General features: G+C 38.9%; 25 protein-coding genes. 6 read left to right on the plus strand and 19 right to left on the minus strand.

Annotated elements, in window-relative coordinates:
- Positions 1-271: 271 nt before the first annotated feature.
- Both dsbB and CXF89_RS04760 read left to right on the plus strand, forming a co-directional pair.
- Complete coding sequence (dsbB, locus tag CXF89_RS04755; protein ID WP_007584117.1) at positions 272-790, plus strand: disulfide bond formation protein DsbB; 519 nt, start codon at positions 272-274, stop codon at positions 788-790.
- 1 nt (position 791) lies between these two features.
- Positions 792-1,094 (plus strand): DUF6170 family protein, encoded by a 303-nt coding sequence (locus tag CXF89_RS04760; RefSeq protein WP_010553884.1) that lies wholly within the window; start codon positions 792-794, stop codon positions 1,092-1,094.
- A gap of 24 nt (positions 1,095-1,118) precedes the next feature.
- Here the strand turns inward: CXF89_RS04760 and CXF89_RS04765 are convergent, their stop codons facing one another.
- Positions 1,119-1,415 (minus strand): ComEA family DNA-binding protein, encoded by a 297-nt coding sequence (locus CXF89_RS04765; protein WP_121953956.1) that lies wholly within the window; start codon positions 1,413-1,415, stop codon positions 1,119-1,121.
- A gap of 313 nt (positions 1,416-1,728) precedes the next feature.
- Here CXF89_RS04765 and CXF89_RS04775 point away from each other — a divergent pair, with 313 nt between their 5' ends.
- Positions 1,729-2,046 (plus strand): YebG family protein, encoded by a 318-nt coding sequence (locus CXF89_RS04775; RefSeq protein WP_007584105.1) that lies wholly within the window; start codon positions 1,729-1,731, stop codon positions 2,044-2,046.
- Between the two features lie 275 nt (positions 2,047-2,321).
- Here the strand turns inward: CXF89_RS04775 and putP are convergent, their stop codons facing one another.
- Positions 2,322-3,800, minus strand: coding sequence for a sodium/proline symporter PutP (gene putP / locus CXF89_RS04780; protein ID WP_101217622.1), 1,479 nt, complete (start codon positions 3,798-3,800; stop codon positions 2,322-2,324).
- A gap of 332 nt (positions 3,801-4,132) precedes the next feature.
- Between putP and CXF89_RS04785 the strand changes: the two genes are divergently transcribed.
- Positions 4,133-5,359, plus strand: a complete 1,227-nt coding sequence (locus CXF89_RS04785) for an EAL and HDOD domain-containing protein (RefSeq protein WP_007584100.1) — start codon at positions 4,133-4,135, stop codon at positions 5,357-5,359.
- A 262-nt stretch (positions 5,360-5,621) separates the two neighbouring features.
- Here the strand turns inward: CXF89_RS04785 and CXF89_RS04790 are convergent, their stop codons facing one another.
- From CXF89_RS04790 to ccmA, 10 genes are read right to left on the minus strand one after another with little or no spacing between them, the layout of a single operon-like run.
- Complete coding sequence (locus CXF89_RS04790) at positions 5,622-6,353, minus strand: MlaA family lipoprotein (protein WP_121953958.1); 732 nt, start codon at positions 6,351-6,353, stop codon at positions 5,622-5,624.
- Between the two features lie 9 nt (positions 6,354-6,362).
- The gene (gene ccmI / locus CXF89_RS04795) at positions 6,363-7,613 is read right to left on the minus strand and encodes a c-type cytochrome biogenesis protein CcmI (protein WP_010553888.1); all 1,251 of its coding nucleotides are present in this window, start codon (positions 7,611-7,613) and stop codon (positions 6,363-6,365) included.
- Positions 7,614-8,075, minus strand: a complete 462-nt coding sequence (locus tag CXF89_RS04800; RefSeq protein ID WP_007585854.1) for a cytochrome c-type biogenesis protein — start codon at positions 8,073-8,075, stop codon at positions 7,614-7,616.
- The gene (locus CXF89_RS04805) at positions 8,075-8,644 is read right to left on the minus strand and encodes a redoxin family protein (protein ID WP_007585852.1); all 570 of its coding nucleotides are present in this window, start codon (positions 8,642-8,644) and stop codon (positions 8,075-8,077) included. The genes CXF89_RS04800 and CXF89_RS04805 overlap by 1 nt, the downstream gene beginning before the upstream one ends.
- Positions 8,641-10,611, minus strand: coding sequence for a heme lyase CcmF/NrfE family subunit (locus tag CXF89_RS04810; RefSeq protein WP_121953959.1), 1,971 nt, complete (start codon positions 10,609-10,611; stop codon positions 8,641-8,643). Before CXF89_RS04810 ends, CXF89_RS04805 begins: the two co-directional genes overlap by 4 nt.
- 2 nt (positions 10,612-10,613) lie before the next feature.
- Entirely contained in the window at positions 10,614-11,093 is a 480-nt protein-coding gene (gene ccmE / locus CXF89_RS04815) for a cytochrome c maturation protein CcmE (RefSeq protein WP_007585848.1), read from the minus strand.
- The gene (gene ccmD / locus CXF89_RS04820; RefSeq protein WP_007585846.1) at positions 11,090-11,293 is read right to left on the minus strand and encodes a heme exporter protein CcmD; all 204 of its coding nucleotides are present in this window, start codon (positions 11,291-11,293) and stop codon (positions 11,090-11,092) included. The genes ccmE and ccmD overlap by 4 nt, the downstream gene beginning before the upstream one ends.
- A 2-nt stretch (positions 11,294-11,295) precedes the next feature.
- A complete protein-coding gene (locus tag CXF89_RS04825; RefSeq protein WP_007585844.1) occupies positions 11,296-12,033 on the minus strand; it encodes a heme ABC transporter permease in 738 nt (245 codons plus the stop codon).
- Positions 12,033-12,719 (minus strand): heme exporter protein CcmB, encoded by a 687-nt coding sequence (gene ccmB, locus CXF89_RS04830; RefSeq protein ID WP_002959286.1) that lies wholly within the window; start codon positions 12,717-12,719, stop codon positions 12,033-12,035. Before ccmB ends, CXF89_RS04825 begins: the two co-directional genes overlap by 1 nt.
- Complete coding sequence (ccmA, locus tag CXF89_RS04835) at positions 12,719-13,339, minus strand: cytochrome c biogenesis heme-transporting ATPase CcmA (RefSeq protein WP_096058052.1); 621 nt, start codon at positions 13,337-13,339, stop codon at positions 12,719-12,721. Before ccmA ends, ccmB begins: the two co-directional genes overlap by 1 nt.
- Positions 13,340-13,452: 113 nt before the next feature.
- Here ccmA and CXF89_RS04840 point away from each other — a divergent pair, with 113 nt between their 5' ends.
- Positions 13,453-15,912, plus strand: coding sequence for a flagellar hook-length control protein FliK (locus tag CXF89_RS04840; protein ID WP_121953960.1), 2,460 nt, complete (start codon positions 13,453-13,455; stop codon positions 15,910-15,912).
- Between the two features lie 2 nt (positions 15,913-15,914).
- A complete protein-coding gene (locus CXF89_RS04845) occupies positions 15,915-16,223 on the plus strand; it encodes an EscU/YscU/HrcU family type III secretion system export apparatus switch protein (protein ID WP_024589934.1) in 309 nt (102 codons plus the stop codon).
- A 31-nt stretch (positions 16,224-16,254) separates the two neighbouring features.
- On the opposite strand, the gene CXF89_RS04850 is transcribed toward CXF89_RS04845, so the two are convergent.
- The 7 genes from CXF89_RS04850 to CXF89_RS04880 are packed head-to-tail and all read right to left on the minus strand — an operon-like array spanning position 16,255 to position 21,661.
- A complete protein-coding gene (locus tag CXF89_RS04850; protein WP_007585829.1) occupies positions 16,255-16,656 on the minus strand; it encodes a DUF2802 domain-containing protein in 402 nt (133 codons plus the stop codon).
- Between the two features lie 17 nt (positions 16,657-16,673).
- A complete protein-coding gene (locus tag CXF89_RS04855; protein ID WP_002959294.1) occupies positions 16,674-17,171 on the minus strand; it encodes a chemotaxis protein CheW in 498 nt (165 codons plus the stop codon).
- 24 nt (positions 17,172-17,195) lie between these two features.
- Positions 17,196-17,990, minus strand: coding sequence for a chemotaxis protein CheW (locus tag CXF89_RS04860; RefSeq protein ID WP_121953961.1), 795 nt, complete (start codon positions 17,988-17,990; stop codon positions 17,196-17,198).
- A 3-nt stretch (positions 17,991-17,993) separates the two neighbouring features.
- Positions 17,994-18,764 carry a ParA family protein gene (locus CXF89_RS04865; RefSeq protein ID WP_007585827.1) on the minus strand — a complete coding sequence of 257 codons (771 nt, stop codon included), beginning with the start codon at positions 18,762-18,764 and terminating at the stop codon, positions 17,994-17,996.
- A gap of 12 nt (positions 18,765-18,776) precedes the next feature.
- Positions 18,777-19,736 carry a flagellar motor protein MotB gene (locus tag CXF89_RS04870; RefSeq protein ID WP_121953962.1) on the minus strand — a complete coding sequence of 320 codons (960 nt, stop codon included), beginning with the start codon at positions 19,734-19,736 and terminating at the stop codon, positions 18,777-18,779.
- 1 nt (position 19,737) lies between these two features.
- Entirely contained in the window at positions 19,738-20,502 is a 765-nt protein-coding gene (locus CXF89_RS04875; RefSeq protein ID WP_007585825.1) for a flagellar motor protein, read from the minus strand.
- Positions 20,495-21,661 (minus strand): protein-glutamate methylesterase/protein-glutamine glutaminase, encoded by a 1,167-nt coding sequence (locus tag CXF89_RS04880; RefSeq protein ID WP_121953963.1) that lies wholly within the window; start codon positions 21,659-21,661, stop codon positions 20,495-20,497. Before CXF89_RS04880 ends, CXF89_RS04875 begins: the two co-directional genes overlap by 8 nt.
- Position 21,662 lies beyond the last annotated feature (1 nt).

The raw sequence follows: 21,662 nt of genomic DNA on the forward strand, positions 1-21,662 counted from the left end.
AAAAAGGAACACCTATGCAACAGAGCGCTCTAACTGCAACTTTAAAGAACTTTTTAGGCAATGCACCAATGTGATATAAGTAAACGATATAACTAAGCTTATGTATCAATGGGAACTAAGTAGAGCGTCATGTAGCCTCTGCTGAGGCTGCATTGAGTGGTCAATAATTTCATCTTATAAAAAGCGACTTCGGTAGCTTTTTTTTCCTTTTTGTTGCCGCATACATTATCCTAGGTCATAATCTAACGTCTTATTTAAACGCGGAATTTTTATGAACTGGCTTGCGCAATTACCCACCCAACGTACCCCGTGGCTTTTATTTACAGCTATCGTTTTTTTACTTGAAGTGACCGCCCTTTTCTTTCAATACCAAATGGGATTGGCGCCTTGCATAATGTGCATATATCAACGTACAGCCGTACTGGGTCTATTAGGCGCAGGAATTGTAGGTTCGACTAAACCACAGAGCAAAGCAGTTCGTATATTAGCGTATGTAATTTGGGGTGTATCGAGTGTTTGGGGATATTTAATTGCTCGCGAGCATATTGATATGCAAACCACCACAGACCCTTTTGCATTTAGCTGTGAGTTTGAACCAAACTTCCCGTCGTTTATGCCGTTACATGAATGGATACCTAGCTTTTTTCAGGCGACCGGGGATTGTGGAAATATAGATTGGCAGTTTGTTGGTTTGAGCATGCCTGCTTGGATGGAAATTATATTTGGGATTTTCTCACTAACACTATTTATTATAGTTATTGGCCGTTTATTAATTAAAAAGTCGATTTGATATGTTTACATTTTTTTCAAGCCAATTAGATGAGCTTAAACATCTAAAAGTACGCAAGCGCCAAGACGTGATAGCACTTTCGTTAAGTATGTTATCGCCAACTGATAAAGTGTTACTGCGTATTATTAAATTAATATTACTAAGTCCACTATTTTTAATATTCACGGTATTTAAAGGTTGGATATTAATCCCGTTTTTGATACTCGGCGGACTTTGCTACCCACTTTTAACAACACCTATTGAAATCAACTTTGCTAAAAAACACTTAAGCGATGCATTAAAACAATTTAATCAGGGCGCATAGCGCCCTGATTGTTATCTACTGCTATTAAAGGGATATTTTCCCTTCTAATTTGGTTAATAGTTTTTTACCAATTCCTTTAACTTGCGATAAATCACTGACACTTTTAAATTCGCCGTTTTCTTCACGATAATCCACAATTGCCTGCGCTTTTTTCTTACCTATACCCGGTAGCTTAGCAAGCATATCTGCATCAGCATTATTTATACTAATTGTCTCAACTTGAGGCATTTGCTTAGTTACTTCCGATAGTTGTGCATATACGGTAGTTGCAGGTAGTAAGCATAATAAGCTTATTATGAATAAATTTTTTAACGTTTTCATCAAACTTGTCCCTATTCTTCTTTTCTTAATTTTGAATGTTGCTCAGGAAAACCAAAAAGTAAGGAACTGAAATGCTCATCACTTAAAGTGTACCTAAACGCATTATCACTATGATCCGAAATCCTGAAAATGCAGCTGGTACAACAAAGTGATTGCTTAACTAAAGTAAAGTTACCGTTTTTTGTCAAATTTAAGACACCTAAAATTAATACTTCGCGCTTGCAAATTCACGCCCAAACCATTACTGTACATAAAAACAGTAATCTAATGGTTTTTACAAACCACGGTGCCAAGCAATTTTGCAGGAGAAATCATGGCTGTTGTTGTTAAATATGTTGTAGAACGAAACGGAGTCGAGCGTATGACGTTTACTACCAAAAAAGAAGCTGATGCTTATGACAAGATGCTCGATATAGCAGAATCACTTGAGCTAATGCTAGAAAAGGTAGACGTACCGCTTAGTGAGCAACAAATTGAATCACTTGCTTTAGAAATAGCGAAAAGCAAAGATGACTTTATGACCATATTAAAGGGCGGCAAAGATCCAGTTGTTACCAAAGCGCCAGCAAAAAGTAAAAAGTCAGATAACGTTGCGTCAATTGAAGATAACAACGATAAAAAAGCAAGTTAACTCGTAGATTGTCCTCTCCTCGGACGGGACAAACTAAATAAAAAAGGGAGCAACTTAGTTGCTCCCTTTTTTATTATACCAATTCGCTTAATTAAGTGATCTATTTTGAGGGTGGAAAAACGTATTGATAGCTAGGCAAAAAATTTGATATTTAGTTGTTCTAAATGATAATTTTTTAACGCCGGTAGCAACACGTTTAGCACCGCAAAATGATTAAGTATTATCGCGGATTGGTATTACTTACTACTCATTTTAAAATGAATAGTAATTGCTATTTAAAGCTCTTTTTCTACTTCATCAAATAAAGCAGTGATATTTTGCTCTGGCTCTTTTGTTACTAAGCTAACAACAACAATTGCGATACTCGCTAAAATAAAGCCAGGTACTATTTCATACATGAAGCTACTTAAACTTTCACCATTAATAGTAAACGGACCATAAATCCAAACAAGCACTGTAAACGCACCTACTAACATACCAGATAAGGCGCCAGCAAAATTCATACGTTTCCAATAAAGGCTAAACAATACAAGTGGTCCAAAAGCAGCACCAAAGCCTGCCCATGCATTACTTACTAGGTCTAAAATAGAGCTATCTCTATCGTACGCTAAATAAATTGCAAACAGGGCAACAAATGCAACGCTAATTCGACCAACAGTAACTAATTCAAAGTCGCTAGCATCTTTACGTAAAAATGTTTTATATAAATCTTCAGTCAATGAACTTGAGCTTACTAGCAATTGCGATGAGATAGTACTCATGATAGCAGCCAAAATTGCAGCTAGTAAAAAGCCAGCAATAAGTGGATGGAACAATAACTCAGAAAGAATTAGGAAAATCGTTTCAGGATCTTCAACTACAATATTATTCTCATAAGTATAAGCAGCACCAAATATACCAGTACCAACAGCACCAAGGGCAGCAACAATCATCCATGTCATACCAATACGGCGAGCTTTAGGCATATCCTTAACACTACGTACCGACATAAAACGAACGATGATATGTGGTTGACCAAAATAACCTAAACCCCATGCCATTGCAGAAATAATACCTAATGCAGAGCCTGCTCCAATCCAGTTAAGCATATCTGGATTTACACTATGTAAAGTAGATTCCAGAGGTTGTTCAAGTAAAGAGTATGCAACAGTAGGCACTAGAATCAGTGCGATGAACATAATACAACCTTGCACGAAATCAGTTAAGCTAACCGCTAAAAAACCACCAAACAAAGTGTATAAAACAACGACACCCGTTGTAATGTATAAACCCACTTCATAACTTAGACCAAATGAGCTTTCAAACAATTTTCCGCCGGCTACAACACCAGATGACGTGTAAAGAGTAAAGAAGACTATAATCACAACAGCTGATACAACACGTAATAAGTTTGACTTATCATTGAAGCGATTTGAGAAGTAATCTGGGATTGTTATAGAGTCATTTGCTTTTTCAGTGTACACACGTAATCTAGGTGCAACTAACAGGTAATTTAACCAAGCACCAATCACCAAACCAATTGCTATCCATGTACTACTAAAACCAGTAACAAACATCGCACCAGGTAGGCCCATTAAAATCCAGCCACTCATGTCAGATGCACCTGCAGATAGTGCAGCAACACTTGGTGATAGATTTCGTCCACCTAACATGTAACCTGATACATCGCCAGTAGATTGCTTATATGCATATAGTCCGATACCCAACATTACAACAAAATATAATGCTAGTGAAATAATCATTCCTGTTTCCAAATTAGCCTCCGCATAATTATTAATAACAGGCTCTTGATCCGAATATTGACTCTTAAAATATTATAATAAAGACACTATTAGGATAAAAACCATTCTCGCTGACTATATCATGCCTAACAATAAAATCTCCAACTTGTTGCTTCCAGCTGATACAAAAATACTCATGTTGAATAATTTTAAAGCGAATTGGTAAAATATAATAAATTAAATAGAAGAAACACCTTAATTTATAATGATAATTTATTAATCATGCAAATATACGTAATGCTATTTTGAATCTTTTGCCATATATTAATACAATACCCAATTACATCACTCTTACGGAACTGTTTATGTATTTTTACGCTGCACGTCAACCGATTTTAGATAGAGATAAAAAACTTATCGGTTATGAGCTTTTATTTCGTGATGGCGTTGATAACGTATTTCCCGATATAGATGGTGACGAAGCAACAACACGACTTATAGAGGGTAGCCAGTTTAATTTTGGTTTAGAAGATTTAACCGACAATAAACCTGCCTATATAAACTTCACCCTAGAAACACTATCAAAGGGTTACCCTACACTACTAGGTAAAGACACTATAGTTGTAGAAATACTTGAAACTATCCAGCCTGGTAAGCGTTTATTAGCTATCGTTAAAGATTTAAAAGATAAAGGTTACACTATTGCTCTTGATGACTATATTCATCAACCTGTATGGCGTCATTTTTACCCATTTATTGATATTATTAAAATAGACTTTTTAGCATCCGATATAGATACAATAAAAACGGTTCTAAACGATTTAAAACCGCACTCACATATTAAGTTACTTGCCGAAAAAGTAGAAACCTATGAAATTTACCAACAAGCTTTAGAGCTTGGGTTTGATTATTTCCAAGGATTTTTCTTCTCAAAACCTGAAATGGTACAAAGTAAGGCTCTACCACCATCAGAAATGGCATTAGCTGAATTACTTTACGAAACATCAAGTGTTGATATGGATCTTAAGAAAATCACTGATGTGTTTGAACGTGATGTAAACCTATCTTATAAATTACTTAGGTATTCAAATTCTGCCGCATTTGCAAGACGCGCAGAAATAAGTACCATTAAGCAAGCTCTTATAGTGCTTGGCGCCAATGAAATTAAAAAGCTATTGTCACTACTGTTTGCAGCACAAGTATCAGCAGATAAACCTGTAGAGCTAATTAGGCTATCGCTTACGCGCGCTCGATTTGCTGAATTGCTCGCTATATCCCATGGGCAGTTTAAAGATACCGGCATGGCATTTTTAACCGGTATGATGTCCCTAATGGATGCTATTTTAGATGAGAGTATGGAAAGCGTCATGAAAAAGCTTCCACTTTCTAATGATATAAAAGCAGCGCTATTAAACGATGAAGGCTTGCTAGCAAAATATTTAAACTTAGTTAAATACTACGAACAAGCAAACTGGTCAGCTGCAAACGAGCTAACGAAAGAGCTAAATCTAGGTGAAAAAGTTCCCGATGCCTATCATGAAGCGCTAGCTTGGGTTAATGAACAAATGCAGTTAGTAGTGAACGAAAAATAAACTACCTGAACTCTGGTTAAGATATTTACTAATATATTAAATCATAATGATATTTAAATTTATTTTTCTCTAGCCAGAGATTTTCAGTGAAAACAAGGCGAACTTACACGTCAATAGTTGGCCTATTGCAAGTAAATTCAACGTAGTTAGCGCTGAAAATAACTGCTCGAGATAGATTTATTAACCAGAGTTCAGGTTAAATATATGAACAGCAAATAAAAACGCCAGCATTTAGCTGGCGTTTTTGTGAGTGGCTTTTCAATTATAAACTTTCTAAAAAGTCTTCATCAAAATCAGCTGGCTCTTCTTTTATAGGTGGGTTGCCATCGTACAGCTCATAAATTTGACGCTGAAAGTAAATATCTTTTACAAATAAGTACGGATCAAGTGAATCATTTAATAGCCCTTCTTGAGGTATTAATGATGCACGAGCTTCTACCGCTTTTAAAACAAACACTAGAATAGTTTGTGGAGTCGTTAGCGCAACTTCAGGCAATACAAAGTTGTCGACTACATCACCGGTCAGGTTACGTGCTGTTGTAGGACCCATGCCAGGTAGCATTAAATAAGCGCCATCACCCACGCCCCAGACACCCAACGTTTGTCCAAAGTCTTCATCTACAATTTCAAGACCAAGTGAACTGGCAACATCAAAAATACCAAAAATACCAACCGTAGAGTTAACTAAAAAACGCGCTAAGCTCACACTTGCATTACCCGGCTTACCTTGCAAACCCGCATTAATCATATCCACAGGTGCTGTAATATTACCTGTGAAATTAACAATACAGTTTCTTACCGGTACAGGCGTTACTTCAACATAACCTACAGCAACTGGGCGCAATAAATAAGCATCCAGTACATCCATATTAAAGTCGTATAACGGACGATTAATACTTTGCAGCGGATCTCTGTCATCTACTTTGCTTTGTGGTACTTGAGCACACCCGGCTAGTATCAATAAACATAAAAAAGTAAAACGGTGTTTTAACATCTAACGTCCTTAAGGTATTAATGTATCAATTTGAAGTTGGTAGTCACTTACACTTTCACGCTTTAACGACTCTGAATGACCTTCTAGCTCACCAGAACTTGGCATAACCGAGTCATCTATAGAAATACGCGCCGAAATAATAATATTTTCTGCACTAGATAAGTTAAGCCCTGCAACCATTGCACTACTATCACTCAACTCAACTGTAATTGGAAATGAATATTTAGCGAGTTTAACAGCAGCTAATGGCATTGGCGAACCACTTGCTGCTTTTGCAAATATAAACAAGATACCGTCTTTTGGCTGTTTATCTATAAGCTCTTTTGCAATGTCGACTGTAACTGCAATAGCACCCGTTGTAGTAACTGGCATAACAGAGCCTTCCGTTTGCATTTGCTTCTCTATATCAGCGATACGCTCAGAGATCATGCTATAACGAGAATCATTTTTTTCCATACTAGCAAGTAAAACTTCAAATGCAGCTTTGGCTTGAGGCCAATCTTTACGTTCATAAGCAATGAGTGCTAATAACGAAATTGCATCTAAATTGGTAGGCTCAACTTTTAGTACTTTTGAGAGCATACCTGCCGCACGGGTCATATTAGCTTCGCTGCCTTCTAATAATAAAACTTGGCTATAACTAATAAGTACCTGCATATTATCAGGATTCATACGTAGTGCTTTATCAAATGACTGCTGCGCCATGTCAAATTCATTAAGCGACATAGCAACTCGTCCAAGTAGCATCCAAGCGACTTCATCATCACCTGAGCGGCTAAGCTTTGTACGAAGTGCCAATGCAAAAGCCTGCAGCTCATTTTGGCTAAGCGGCTCACCTTTTTGCATTACAGCACGCTCGCCGTAATCAGCTAAATTATCCATTGCATCATGCCAAGCCGAAATTTGCTGCTGACTACCCGTTAAACCATAAAAAACACCTGTTAGAGCAAGAACAAATGCGCCACCAGTTAAAGCAAAAATACGATTATTACCTTTGCTGTTTAGTGATTTTTCTGGTGATAACTCATTCAATAAGCGGCGTTTTAATTCAATAATTGATTCTGCATGATTTACGGTATCAATACGCTGATTATCTAAATCGGTTTGTAAATCAACTAAACGCTGCTCATAAATGCTAATTAGCTCAGCATTGGCGTTATGAGTAATTGTTTGAACGCGCTCTTTTTTTAAAAAAGGCAACATCACAAACCCAAGAGCAACCAGTGTGAGTAAAGCAAAACACGCCCACATTAAAATCATTTAACTTTGCTCCTGACGTTTATTTTGTTCAATTAGCTTAGCTAACAGCATTTCGTCGTCACTGCTCCACGTTTGTTTTACTGATGCTTTTCGCTGGCGAATAACAATAAAACCAAAGCCGACTATGACAATTAATACAGGTAATACCCAAAGTACTAAAGTCGCTGGTGTAACTGGTGGGTCGTAATGAACAAAATAGCCAAAGCGGTCAATCATGTAATCAATCACTTCGTCTTTGCTCTTACCTTCTTTAACCAATACGAGTACTTTATCGCGCAAGTCTTTAGCAACAACAGCGTCAGAGTCCGCAATGTTTTGATTTTGACACTTAGGACAGCGCAGCTCTTTAGTTAGCTCTTCAAACAATATTGCTTGTTTGTTGTTATCAAATTGATAGCGATCTTGCTCTGCAAACGCACTGATGCTTACAAAAAGGCTAAGCGTAAGTAGTAACCATTTCATTATTTAAGCTCCTGCATAATTGGCGCAAATTTAGCTCGCCATACTCGCGGGTTTATATCGCCCGTGTGATGCAACAAAATAGTGCCGTTTTTATCGACTAAAAATGTTTCAGGCGCACCCGAAACACCTAAATCCAACGACAAAGTACGATGTAAATCCAAGATATTAAATTGATATGGGTCACCCGCACGTTGCAGCATATCGCTCACTTCGGTGCGAAGTGATTGCATATCAAAAGGGCCATCAAAGTCGGCGTCGTAACCTTGTACGTAATAAAGCCCAATAATTTTAACGCCTTGCTCACGTAACTTAGTTAAATAACCAAGTTCAACTAAACATGTTGGGCACCAAGTACCCCATACATTTAGTAAGTAAACTTCGCCTTTTAAAGACTCGTTAGTCCACGGCTTATTGTCTTGCATTAAATCAGGTAGATTAAATGCTGGCATTTCTTGACCTAACCGACCCGTTTGAATTTCACGAGGATTAGCAAAAAGGCCTTGGTATAAAAATACACACACAAAAGCAAATACTAAAAGCGGCGCAATAGCTAAAATTTTACGGTTCATAAAACATTCTCCGATGCAGCTCTACGCGCTGTTTTAGTTGATGTGCGGTAGCGTTTATCAAATAAAATCATAAATCCAGCTAGGGAAATAAGCACACCACCAATCCACATCCAACGAACAAACGGTTTATGATAAATGCGAAGTGACCATGCACCTTGGCTCAACTGCTCACCTAACGCTAAGTATAAATCACGTGTAAAGCCTGCATCTATGGCCGCCTCGGTCATAAACTGCATACCAATATCATACTTACGTTTTTCGGCATGTAAGCGTGTTACTAGCTCATTGTTTTTAAGCACCGATACAACACCAGCATGACCACTGTAGTTCGGCCCGCGAATAGTTTTAACACCATCAAAACGGTATTCATACTCGTTAAGTTGAACTGTATCGCCTTGCTTCATCGATACGTCACGCTCAACTGAATACGCCGATGTAAGCGTTACACCCGCAATAACAAACGAAATACCAATATGCCCAAGCACCATAGCCCAGTAACTTACACCTAAGCGTTTTAAACCTTCTTTTAAGGTGCCGTGTACAGCAGATTTAGTATAAATGTCGATCCCAGTTGATATTGCAATCCAAACCGCAAGCGTAGTGGCTAGTAGCGTAAGTGGTTTTACTAAATCGTAACTTGAAAACAACCAAGCACAGGTAATCACTACACTGGCTAATACGCCCATTAATATTTTGTTTTGTAAGAAAGCCCATTTATTTTGCTTCCAGCGTAAAAATGGCCCTATCCCCATCAAAATAGCAAACGGCACTAAAATTATTGCAAACATCTTATTAAAAAACGGTTCGCCAATAGAAATACTGCCCAAGCCCATTTCTTTATGAACCATAGGTAATAAAGTACCCAGCAATACGATTAATGTAGCAACTACTAAAAATATATTATTGAGCCATAACGCCACTTCGCGTGATACAAGCTTGTATCGACCTTCACTATGTACTTGCGATACACGCAGTGCATATAACGCTAAGCCACCACCTACAACTATGCCTAAAAAGGCGAGTATAAATAAGCCTCTATCAGGGTCTGTTGCAAAAGCATGTACCGATACAATAATACCCGAGCGCACAATAAATGTGCCTAATAAGCTCAATGAAAATGCTGCTATAGCAAGTAATACGGTCCACGATTTAAACACACCGCGTTTTTCAGTTACGCTTAACGAGTGCAGTAATGCGGTCGCAACAAGCCATGGCATTAATGATGCGTTTTCTACTGGATCCCAAAACCACCAGCCACCCCAGCCAAGTTCTGAGTATGCCCACCAGCTACCAATTGTAATACCTAGTGTTAAAAAGCCCCACGCAGTCATTGTCCACGGACGTGACCATTTAGCCCACGTGTTATCAAGCTTGCCAGTTAATAGCGCAGCAATAGCAAAAGAGAAAGCAACTGATAGCCCTACATAACCCATGTACAGTAATGGCGGGTGAATAATCATGCCCGGATCTTGAAGCAACGGATTTAAATCACGCCCTTCTACCGGGAAATAAGGAAGTAGGCGCTCAAACGGGCTTGAAAGTAGTAAGGTGTACATCATAAAACCTACACCTAAAAAACCAAGTACGCCCAATACGCGAGCACGTAGCACCCAAGGGAGTGATTTAGAACGCGCAGCAACAACGGCAGTCCAACCAGCTTGCATTACTAACCACAGTAAAATAGCGCCTTCATGGCCGCCCCATGTAGAGGTGATTTTGTAATACCAAGGTAGCGTACTACTTGAATGATATGCCACATACGATACGGTAAAATCATCCGTTACACTGGCGTAAATAAGTGCTGCAAAAGAGATTAAAACAAAAGCGAATTGCCCAATTGCTAAAGAGGGAGCTGCACGCATTAATCGAAGATTACCGGTATGCGCGCCCCAAAGAGGAAAAATACACAGTAAAACGCTTAGCACCATGGCAAGCGTTAAAGAAAAATAACCAATTTCTGGGATCATAGCTAATTACCACTATCTAAGTTGTATTTTGGTTTTTCGTGCTTAATACCTTTAACTGCCTCAGCAACTTCTGCTGGCATATATTCTTCGTCATGCTTTGCAAGCACTTCAAATGCTTCAATAACATTAGGTTCGATTAATACGCCCTGCGCTACAATGCCTTGCCCCTCACGAAACAAGTCTGGCAATATGCCTTGATAACGCACGGTCACTAATGGACCTGTATCAATTAGCTTAAAGCTTACTTGTAAGCTCTGTTCATTACGCTCAACCGTGCCTGGTACAACCATGCCACCAATACGTAGCTTTTGGCCAATGAATGGTTTTTCTTTATTAGGCCCTTTGCCATCAATAAGTTCGCTTGGTGTATAAAAAAGATTAATATTTTCTTGAAGTGCATAAAGCACTAAACCAATTGATCCACCAATACCAAACAGTACGGCAATAATTACCAATAGGCGCTTTTTACGTCTTGGATTCATGAGGCTTGTTCCTGTTTAGCTTTTTTAATTCGCGCTTCACGTATTATTTGTTGCTCAACTGAAGCCATAATACGTTTGGTATCTCTTAAAGAGTTCACTAAAATACCGAGTAAAATAAGAGCGCATGTACCAAAAGAAAGCCAGATATAAAACCCATAGCCTCCCATTGCAATAAAATCAGAAAAAGAGTCAAACTGCATAATTACCCCTTATTTAACAACAAACGCACCCACGGTCGGTGCTTTTCGCGTTGTAAAATTTCATTTTTAAGACGAATTAAAGTCACTGTTCCTACAAAAGCAGCAAAGGCTAAAATATTAACCATAAGTGGCCAAAACATACTTGGGTCTATTGCTTTGGTGTCTAGTTTTGTAATGCTTGCGCCTTGGTGTAGCGTATTCCACCACTCAACTGAGTAATGAATAATAGGTAAATTGATTACGCCCACAATAGCTAAAATAGAAGCCGCACGCCCTGCTGACTTCTTATCTTCAAATGCATGGTAAAGCGAAAGCACGCCAAGATATAAAAATAATAAAATAAGTTCAGACGTTAAACGCGCATCCCATACCCACCAAGCCCCCCACATAGGTTTACCCCATGCAGCGCCAGTAATAAGCGCTATAGCAGTAATACAAGCACCAACAGGCGCTATAGCAATAACGGCAAGTTCGGCATTTCGTAGTTGCCATACAAGCGCAACAACAGCTGCAATAGCCATTGATGAGTAAGCCCCCATAGACAAAATGGCAGAAGGAACATGAATAAAAATGATACGGTAGCTGTCTTTTTGTTGGTAATCGGCAGGTGCAAAACCAAGCCCCCATACCCATCCAACAATCATACTAACTACAGTAACTACGGCAAAATAAGGCAGTAACGTATTGCATAACTGGTATGCACGCTCTGCTTTAGCATAGGGATGTAACCACTTCCACATTAACTTACACTCACTTTTAAAGCTGACGATATGGCAATTGGTGCGCTAATAATAGCAATAAGTAACATTGCACCAAGGATGGCAAGCTGCCCACTATAATCCAGCGACATGGTGCTGGTATCGATAGCCGACGTTGCAAAAATCAAAACAGGAATATACAAAGGCAATACGAGTAAACTCATCAAAATACCCCCTTTTTGTAATCCCACAGTAAGCCCTGCGCCTATTGCGCCAATAAAGCTCAATAGTGGAGTGCCTAATAATAATGTCAAAACAGTCGCTGTTAACGCCGTACTTTCTAGGTTTAACAACAATGCAAATAGCGGCGTCATTAATACAAGCGGCAAACCTGTTACCACCCAGTGAGCAGCCACTTTAGCAAGTACGGTTAACGATAACGGGTAAGACGATGCAATTAACTGCTCCAATGAGCCATCATTAAAATCATCTCTAAACAGCTTATCCAAGCCCAACATGGTAGAGAGTAATGCGGCAACCCAAATAATTCCCGGTGCCATTCTCGCTAGTAAACCAGGCTCAGGCCCGATTGCTAACGGAAATAATGAAATTACAATTAAGAAGAACAAAATAGGATTTACAATTTCAGCGCGCTGGCGAAACGCAAGTTTTACATCTTTGGTAAATACCGCACTAAATAGCAACCAATAAGAATGTTGACGAGTCATTAGTGACGATACTCCAGTGTAACCGTTTGCAAGTTACTAAAATGGGTCGTTAAATCTTGGTGGGTCGTTAACAAAATAGCTCCACCGTTTAGTAAGTGCTCGGTAAATCGCTGCTGTAAAAAGGCAACACCGCTTTTATCAAGCGCGGTAAATGGCTCATCAAGTACCCATAATTTAGCATCACTTAACCAAAGCCTGACCAAAGCTACACGTCTTTGTTGTCCAGCAGATAACATTCTAACCGGTACATCTTCAAGTCCAACAAGGCCAAGTTGCGCTAAAATGGGATACAAGTCAGGCTGGTTTATGTAGCCATTAATTTGTAACCAATGACGAACATTTTCAACTGCACTAAGCTGAGTATTTACACCTGTTTTGTGGCCTATAAAGAGTAGTTCTCTGGCATACTCTTCGTAATACTTAGATATAGGCTGTTCTTGAAATAAAACAGCTCCTTCATCAGGCACAGAAAAGCCTGCGATAATACGCAATAGCGATGTTTTACCAGCCCCATTAGGACCCGCTAATTGCATGATTTGACCGCTATTAAGGCTAAAATTAAGATCCGCAAACAAACAACGATCTTGCTTGATGCAGGTGACGGACTTAATGTGTAACAAGATGACGATTCTCTCTGCCAAAAATTAGGCGTTAGTCTACCATAATGATAGGGTAATACGAATATTGCTTTAAAATCGATTCACTTAAAATAGAGAAAACTTGATTTAAAATAATGAATACGCCAACGCAAATAACATTATCTAATTCATTGGTTATCAATCAATCGACAAACCCTCAAACCAATGAGTTATCGCAATTACCTAATGAGGTACTTGCGGCTAAAAACATTCAATTTTCGAAAGACTCGATTACGCTTGATGTATTTATTGATAAACATTGGCAGACATTAAGACTTGGCACTGCAAGCACACCTCAAAATTTACAAAAAATAGCCAGTGCTAACATACAACTTAGTCCCGATGGCAAACAGCTCAACATCACGCCAAACACTACAACCCTTACTTTAAATCAACCAGTACAATTACAGCGTTTATTAAATTATGTAAGCACGGGCACTGAGGTACAAAGCAAACCAATGGATTTACAAGTGGTTATGTCCCCTACCCCAAAATTAGTAATTGATAAACTTAACGCCAGTATTGCCATAAATAAAGACGTAGCGCAGTTACTTTTAACCGAGCAGCCTTTAAAAGTAGTTGTTAGCACGACTAACAAAGGCGCACAGCTTAATGTTATTAATCGCTTTGCAGATACAATTCATACGCAACCACTTAGCCAAACTAAACTTACTAAATTACTCGTGGCCTTATTACCTAGTGCGCAACTTCAAGCAACACCTAAACTAGCTATTTTGACTCATCCTCAAAAGTCAGGTTCGTTTACGACGCCTATTACTAATCAACAAGTTAGTGAGCTACCTAGCACGCCCATTAAAGTGAATTTAGTAAATCAGGCTGATAAATTACTTATTAAGACCGATACTAATAATATAAAAGTAACGCTTAATAACTCATTTTCTAAACCGTTTAACGAGTTACTTTTAGCTCAAAAAAGCAGTGTCCCTGAAATACCTTTTTCTGCGTCCACTATTAAAGCAAGCCCACTGCTTACACCTAATAGCCCAATAAAATCGTGGCTACAAAATAGCTTTAGTGATTTAAAAACGCGAATTAATGATGCGGTTAAATACTTTGAAAATAAGCCCTTTGCAGCAGCAAATAAATCTGAGTTAATGCCGCCGTCTGGATCATCTGCGATACAAAGGCCGGGCTTAGTTACGCAATTAACAGTATCACCGTTAAATAGAGTTAACATTACTCAAAATGTAAGTACTGCGTTAAATAGTAATACGAGCAATACTTTACCAGAGCACTTTTCAAGACTTCCGCCACTTGTACAATTAACTCAGCAAATAAAAGGAAGTGTTAGTGTTTGGCAATCATCTACAAATATAACAACAGCTAACACGCCAACGCCAACGCCAAATAATATTACTCAAAATGGAGTGGCGAGCGCTAAGCCAAGTAATTTAAACGAGAGTCAATTGAGTGCTCTGAATATTAGTACTAACAGTAAAGTTGATACGTTAATTAAGCCTACAAGTGAAATTGTTACTAAAGGGCAAATAACCTCTTCAGTGCAACCAGTAATAAACGGCAACAATCAAAACAGTGCAAACTCAGCCTCGATTAAAAACATGCTCCCATTAGCAGAGCCGTTATCTAATATTGCCTCTCGTAGTCAAATGCTACAACCAATAGAAGCAAAGCTATTAAGCACACTATTAAAGCTTCCTGATACCACAATCCCTACGGATAGAGTAGCTGGTAACAAACAGCTTTTAAGTAGTCAAATTACTGACATTACAAATAGAGCAACAAAAGAAACGCCCGATTTAACTCGCTTAATTAACCAAGCATTTAATCGCATGGTCTCAAGTAATAATATTAACCCTGCGACCATACGGCGTGAAGTATTAGCCACCTTACAACCATCTCAATTAACGGGTGATATACTACAAAGTAGCTTCACTAAAGGACTTGAACAAGTTGCAGTGAGTATTTTAGCAGCCCCTATAATTAGCCAATCAGTAACACCGATAAACTTTAATAACCAAACTGGCTTAGATGCACTTTTACAAGTACTCATACCTACTTTTAAAACAGGAAACGCGGGAGCAAAAATACTTGAGCAACTGCAGCAAGCTCAAGTTCAAGCATTGGCTAGCGAAATCGTACAAGTTAAAAACACACTTACCCAAGTAAGTGTTTCAACACCAAATCAACAACCAGACACAAACCCGCTTGCACAATTTTTATTACCAATGAAATTGCCGCCTGAGGCCGCCCAAACAGAAATAACATTGGGGCAGTATAAAAAGCCAAGCGCAGATAAATTAGAAGATAAAAATGTATGGTTTGTCAGGTTAAACTTTGATTATGCACAGATTGGGCAGTTACAGATTACCGCTGAGTTAATGGATAAAGCACTCGATTGCCAGCTATTAGCCTCAAGCCAAGAAGTAAGCGCAATTGCTCACCCTCACTTAGATAATTTAAGATCCAAACTAGCTAAGCATGGTTTACAGGTTGGAGAGCTCAACTTAAAGCGAGGCGATGCAAATAATCAGGCATTTTATAAATCTCATGCAATTATTAATATTAAGGTTTAGTAATGAGTGATACACCTATTAATAAGTCAGCCATTGGGCTTTTATACGAAGCTGGCAACACCCCCACTGTAAGCGTAAAAGGGTTTGGTGAGTTAGCTGACGAAATAATTGCAGCGGCAAAATTAAAAGGAATTATGATCCACGAAGATGCAGCGCTTGCTAAAACGTTGTCGCATTTAAGCTTAGGGGAAGAAATCCCTAAAGAGCTTTATTATGTAATTGCAGAGCTTATTGCGTTTTCGTATGTATTAAGAGGTCAATTTCCGCCAGGCTGGCAAGACTTTCAAGGTAAGTTAAATATTAAAGCGTGAGATTATTTATACGCTTATAGCTAAAAAGGCGCTAAGCGCCTTTTTGTTTATGTAGTGAAAATAGTAATTCGGCTTCTGCTCGCGGTAATTCGCATTCGCGTATCACCTCATCGAGGTCCGCACCTAACTCAACCATTTTTACTGCACGAGAGTAAATTTTAGCATCAGGGTCATCGTATTTCTGCGCAGCTTGTTGCTGTATCAAATCTTGATTTTGTTGCTCAACCTCAAGCACTCGCTTACCAATACTTAAAAGCCCTGTTCTAAGCTCTGAAATTTCACTTCGCAAAATATGAGTTTGCTCTGAGCTATCTTTAAGCTGCTGTAATACAGCATTAATTTCATTCACTTGTTTGTTTTTTAATGCAATTATTAGCGCCAGCGATATAAGTCCTACCGCTAACGCTGATATAGCTATACTAAGTAACAGCATAATTTATTTGGTAAAGCTTATATATCGCTTAACTCATCCCATTCATCATCGCTGAGTAACTTGTTTAAATCGACTAAAATCAGTAGCTCATTATCACGATTACAAACGCCTTGAATAAACTTAGCACTTTCTTCAGTACCAACATTTGGTGCACTATCGATCTCAGAGCTGCGTAAATAAACGACTTCAGATACGCTGTCGGCTAAAATGCCGATAACTTGCTCTTCAGCTTCAATAATTAATATACGAGAATTATCGGTTGCATCAGCAGCTAACAAACCAAAACGTGCACGAGTATCAATAACAGTTACAACGTTACCGCGTAAGTTAATAATACCAATAACGTAAGAAGGTGCACCTGGTACAGGGGCTATCTCTGTATAACGAAGTATTTCTTGTACTTGCATTACATTTACGCCGTAGGTTTCTTCCTCTAGCTTAAACGTAACCCACTGTAAAATTTCATCATTATTATCTGCGTTTTTATTTGCTGACAGTAATTTATCTTGATTCATGCTATTACCCCGTAATGGTCATTACTACTGACGGCTATCTAAGCCTTTCTCTAATAATATATTTAAATTATCTACATCTATTAAAGCACACATTTTTTCTTTTATAACACCAGCAAGCCATGGGCGCTTACTTTTATTTGTACGCCATTTTACATCTTCTTTACTCAATGTAATGTTATTTATCAACTTTTCAGCTAATAAGCCCCACTGGCTATCACCTAAGGTAATTAAATACTGATAATCTAAAGACGCCTCTAATTTATCATCATACTTTTCTGGCATTACCCAACGAGCAGTATCAACAACATTAAGCTTTTCTTCTCTGTTGAGCATAACGCCTTTAAACCACTTTGGCTTACCAAACAAATGATTTACTTCACCTAATTGATGTATACCGCCTAATGCTTTTAATGGCACAGCCAATGTTAAACCAGCGACTTCAAAAAATAATGCCTGAAATTCACCATCAAAATAGTCAGATTGGCTAGTGGTTATAATCTGTGGTTCTGGTTCTTCTGTAGTCGTACTTATCGGCTCTATTACTTCATCGTTAATGACTTTATTAACTTTTGCGGCTTCAAATATCGGTTCAACTATTGGCTTAATTTCAGGATTAAGTAAGTCTTGATCAAATATTTTTTCTGCCGCTTTTATCTGTTCTTTTGGTTTTAAATGAATATGTTCTTGCTGCGAGTCGTGTGGCATTTGCTCAAGTAATTTTGCGACTGGCTCAAGGTTATCTACAGGCTCGTCTTCACATAACAAAGCCCCTAGGTATTGTTTCATTACTTTTTCATTAGCAAATAATTGCTTACTCATTCATTAACCTTGTTCAATTAAATATTCTAGCAGTGCTTTATATGCGTATACACCACGCGAACGAGGACAATACTCTACAGGCACTTTTTGCGCAAAGCTTGCATCTCTAAATTTGGTATCTACCGGTATCACACCTGGCCAGACTTTATCACCATACGTACTTTGCAATGTTTTATATGCTTCTAACGATGCTTTAGTACGTTTATCATACATAGTAGGAATTATAGTATATTGATAATCTTTCGCTTGAGAGGTTTGCATTAATTCCATAGTGCGCATCATTCTATCAAGCCCTTTCAGTGCTAAAAATTCCGTTTGCACTGGCACTAAAATTCGCTCACTTGCTGCAAGCGCATTAACCATTAACACCCCTAAAACTGGGGGGCAATCTAAAATGGCATAATCGTAATGTTCACTGATTTTTGCAAGCGCTTTTTTTAGTATTAATCCCATACCTGTTTTATTACCCATGCTTCTATCAAGCGTGGCTATCGCCATTGTTGCGGGTAAAATATCTAGGTTTTCAAGTGTTGATGGGCATAAAGCTTGAAGTATCTCTTCACTTTGCATGCTCGTGCCACGCGCAAAAATATCATATACGCTGACTTCCAAATCTTCTGAGTCAATGCCAAAGTAATAAGTGAGTGATGCATGAGGATCTGTATCAATAAGCAACACACGCTTACCCTGCAAAGCTAAAATACCAGCAAGGCTCACTGCTGTTGTTGTTTTACCAACACCACCTTTTTGATTTGCGACAGTCCAAATCTTCACATTACATCCTAATTACTGTTCATTGCGCGTTGTTATGCGAATACCACCATGAGGCAAACGAATTATTTTTATTGTATCGTCATCTGAAGGGAGCTCAATTTCAGGCTCTGCCACTACTGGCTTGACGGCCTGTTCATCACCTTTAATGTCTTGTATTGGTGGTAAACCATACTTAGAAAGTGCAATAACAACTTTACGATTTTCTGCTCGCCCTTGTTCTGTATCGTTACTTACAAAAGGTGAATATTGACCATAACCTTCTATCGCCATTCTGGCAGAATTAATACCTAATGCTTCCAGCTCTACTAAAATAGATGTTGCTCTAGCAACCGAGAGTTCCCAATTTGAGCGAAATATTTCATTGCGAATACTTTCATCATCAGTATAACCACGCACCCTAATATAGTTATCTACTGGAGCAATAATATCTTTAACAATTTTGACGACTTGTTTTGCCCTAGAGTGTGCAACTGAGCTACCACTTGAAAATAACATACCTGAGCTTAGCTCTATAATCAGCCAATCTTGATTAAGCTCTAAGCTGGCTTCTCCATCACGAATTTCATCAATAAGCGCTGACTGCAGTTTAGTAAGTAAGCTATCAAGTGGTTTACCTAAATATTTCTGTTGTATGTTACTTGTATCACTTTGACCGTCGAGTAACTCTGGACCTTGTTCTTCTTTTAAAATACTTTCACCATAAAGAACCTCTTGTTCAGGTGTCACTCTATCAGTCAATATTCCATTACCATTGACGCCCTCACCTTGCTGGGAGTGCTGGCGGGCAGATTTATCAAAAACGTGTTCAAGGGAGTCTGACAATATTTGAAATTGTTCTTCTTTGTTAATCGCTATCGCATACAGCACCACAAAAAAAGCAAACATAATGGTCATGTAATCGGCATACGATACAAGCCAACGCTCTGTATGTTGACTTTTAGGAGCAGAGTGACGAAGTCGTCGTCGTAGCATGTTATTCGTCCACTAAATTAGGACGCTCTACACGGTAGGCTTCAAGCTTTAATTCTATATTTACTGGGCTTTCGCCAACGCTTATCGCAATCACACCTTCGGCAAGCATTTCATGGTAAAGCATTTTTTGCTCTACACGCTGTTTTAACTTATTTGCCATAGGTAAAAACAATAAATTAGCTAAACCAACACCATAAATGGTCGCGATAAATGCCGTTGCAACGCCTGCACCAAGCATTTGTGGATCGGTAATAAACGACATTGCCTGTATTAAACCAAGCACAGCACCTAAAATACCAATGGTAGGACTGTAGCCCCCCATCGCTTCATAAACACGTGCGGCTTCAAGCAAGCGATCGCGTTCTAGCAGTAAATCAATTTCAAGCGTGTCACGTAGTTTTTGCTCTGAGCAGCCATCTACAAGCAAACTTAAACCTTTTGCTGCATATGCATCTGGGTGAGCTAGCGCTTCGTTTTCAAGCGCTAAGTAACCTTCTTGACGTGCCTTATGAGACCATCGCTTAACTTGTTCTATTGCATCTTCAATATCATATTGTGGCGCAACAAAAACCCAAGAGCTCATATTTAGCATTTTTTTAAAGGTACTTGCTGATGTTTGTAACATAACAGCGCCAAGCGTGCCGCCTAATACAATAATAAGGGCAGGACCATTAAATAAAGCAGAAACAACGCCGCCTTCTAAAGAGTAACCTAAACCTATTGCACCAAGTGCTACAAATAGTCCAAATATTGAGAGTTTATCCACAACCTACCTCTCTCTTGATACGTGCTGCAACATCGCTTAATGCTAAACTTTCACTCGAAAGCCCCGCATTAGCAATGGCTTGAGGCATTCCATAAACAACACAGCTTTTTTCATCCTGTGCCCAAATGGTTGCACCCGTTTGTTTTAACATTCTTGCACCGTCACGTCCATCAGCGCCCATGCCTGTTAAAACGATAGCAAGCACATCGCCTTGATACGTTTTTGCTGCACTGGCAAAAGTTACATCTACACTCGGTTTATAACTTATTCTCTCGCTATGATCTTCAAATACGCGCAGAGTTCTATTTGCACCACGCCCTTCTACCATCATCTGCTGTCCGCCAGGCGCTAGATAAGCAGTTCCTGGTTGTAAGCGGTCACCTTGTTGCGCTTCTTTCACTTTTATTTGGCACAGACCATTTAAACGTGCCGCAAATGCAGGTGTAAAAGCCGCAGGCATATGCTGAATAAGCAAAATAGGGTGAGGGAAATTAGCTGGCAATTGAGTCAGTATAGTTTGTAGTGCAACAGGGCCACCTGTAGAAGTGCCAATAGCTACAAGCTGGTATTGCTTTCCACTTGCTCGCATTGAGGCAACATTAGAATCTGACGGTGTTGTAGGTGCTGCTCTTTGAAAGCTTCTATCGGGTTGTTTTATCGAAGGCGTTAGTGTGTTTGTTCTTTGCGAAAGTGAGCTTGTTATCGGTTTACTTGATATTACTGGCTTAGGTGGTGTTGCAGCTTTAAACGTTCGCGGTAAACGTCTTCGCCCTATATCCTTCACTTTATTTTGTAAAAGCTTTATAGCGTCTTCATTATTGCGAGCGATGTCTTCAAATTTTTTCGGTAAAAAATCCATTGCTCCAGCATCTAGCGCATCAAACGTTGCTGTTGCGCCATCACGTGTTAGTGATGAAAACATTAAGATAGGCGTTGGATTACTCGCCATTATCTCTTTAACTGCGCTAATACCATCAAGCACAGGCATTTCGACATCCATAGTGATCATATCTGGACGTAGCTGAGCTGCTTTTTCAACAGCTTCTCTGCCATTCACAGCAAAGCCTATAACTTGTATGTCGCTATCTTGCTCAAGAATTTCGCTTACCCTGCGGCGAAAAAAGCTTGAATCATCAACAACTAAAACTTTAACGGCCATT

Source organism: Pseudoalteromonas sp. MelDa3 (assembly GCF_002863625.1).
Lineage (GTDB): Bacteria > Pseudomonadota > Gammaproteobacteria > Enterobacterales > Alteromonadaceae > Pseudoalteromonas > Pseudoalteromonas arctica.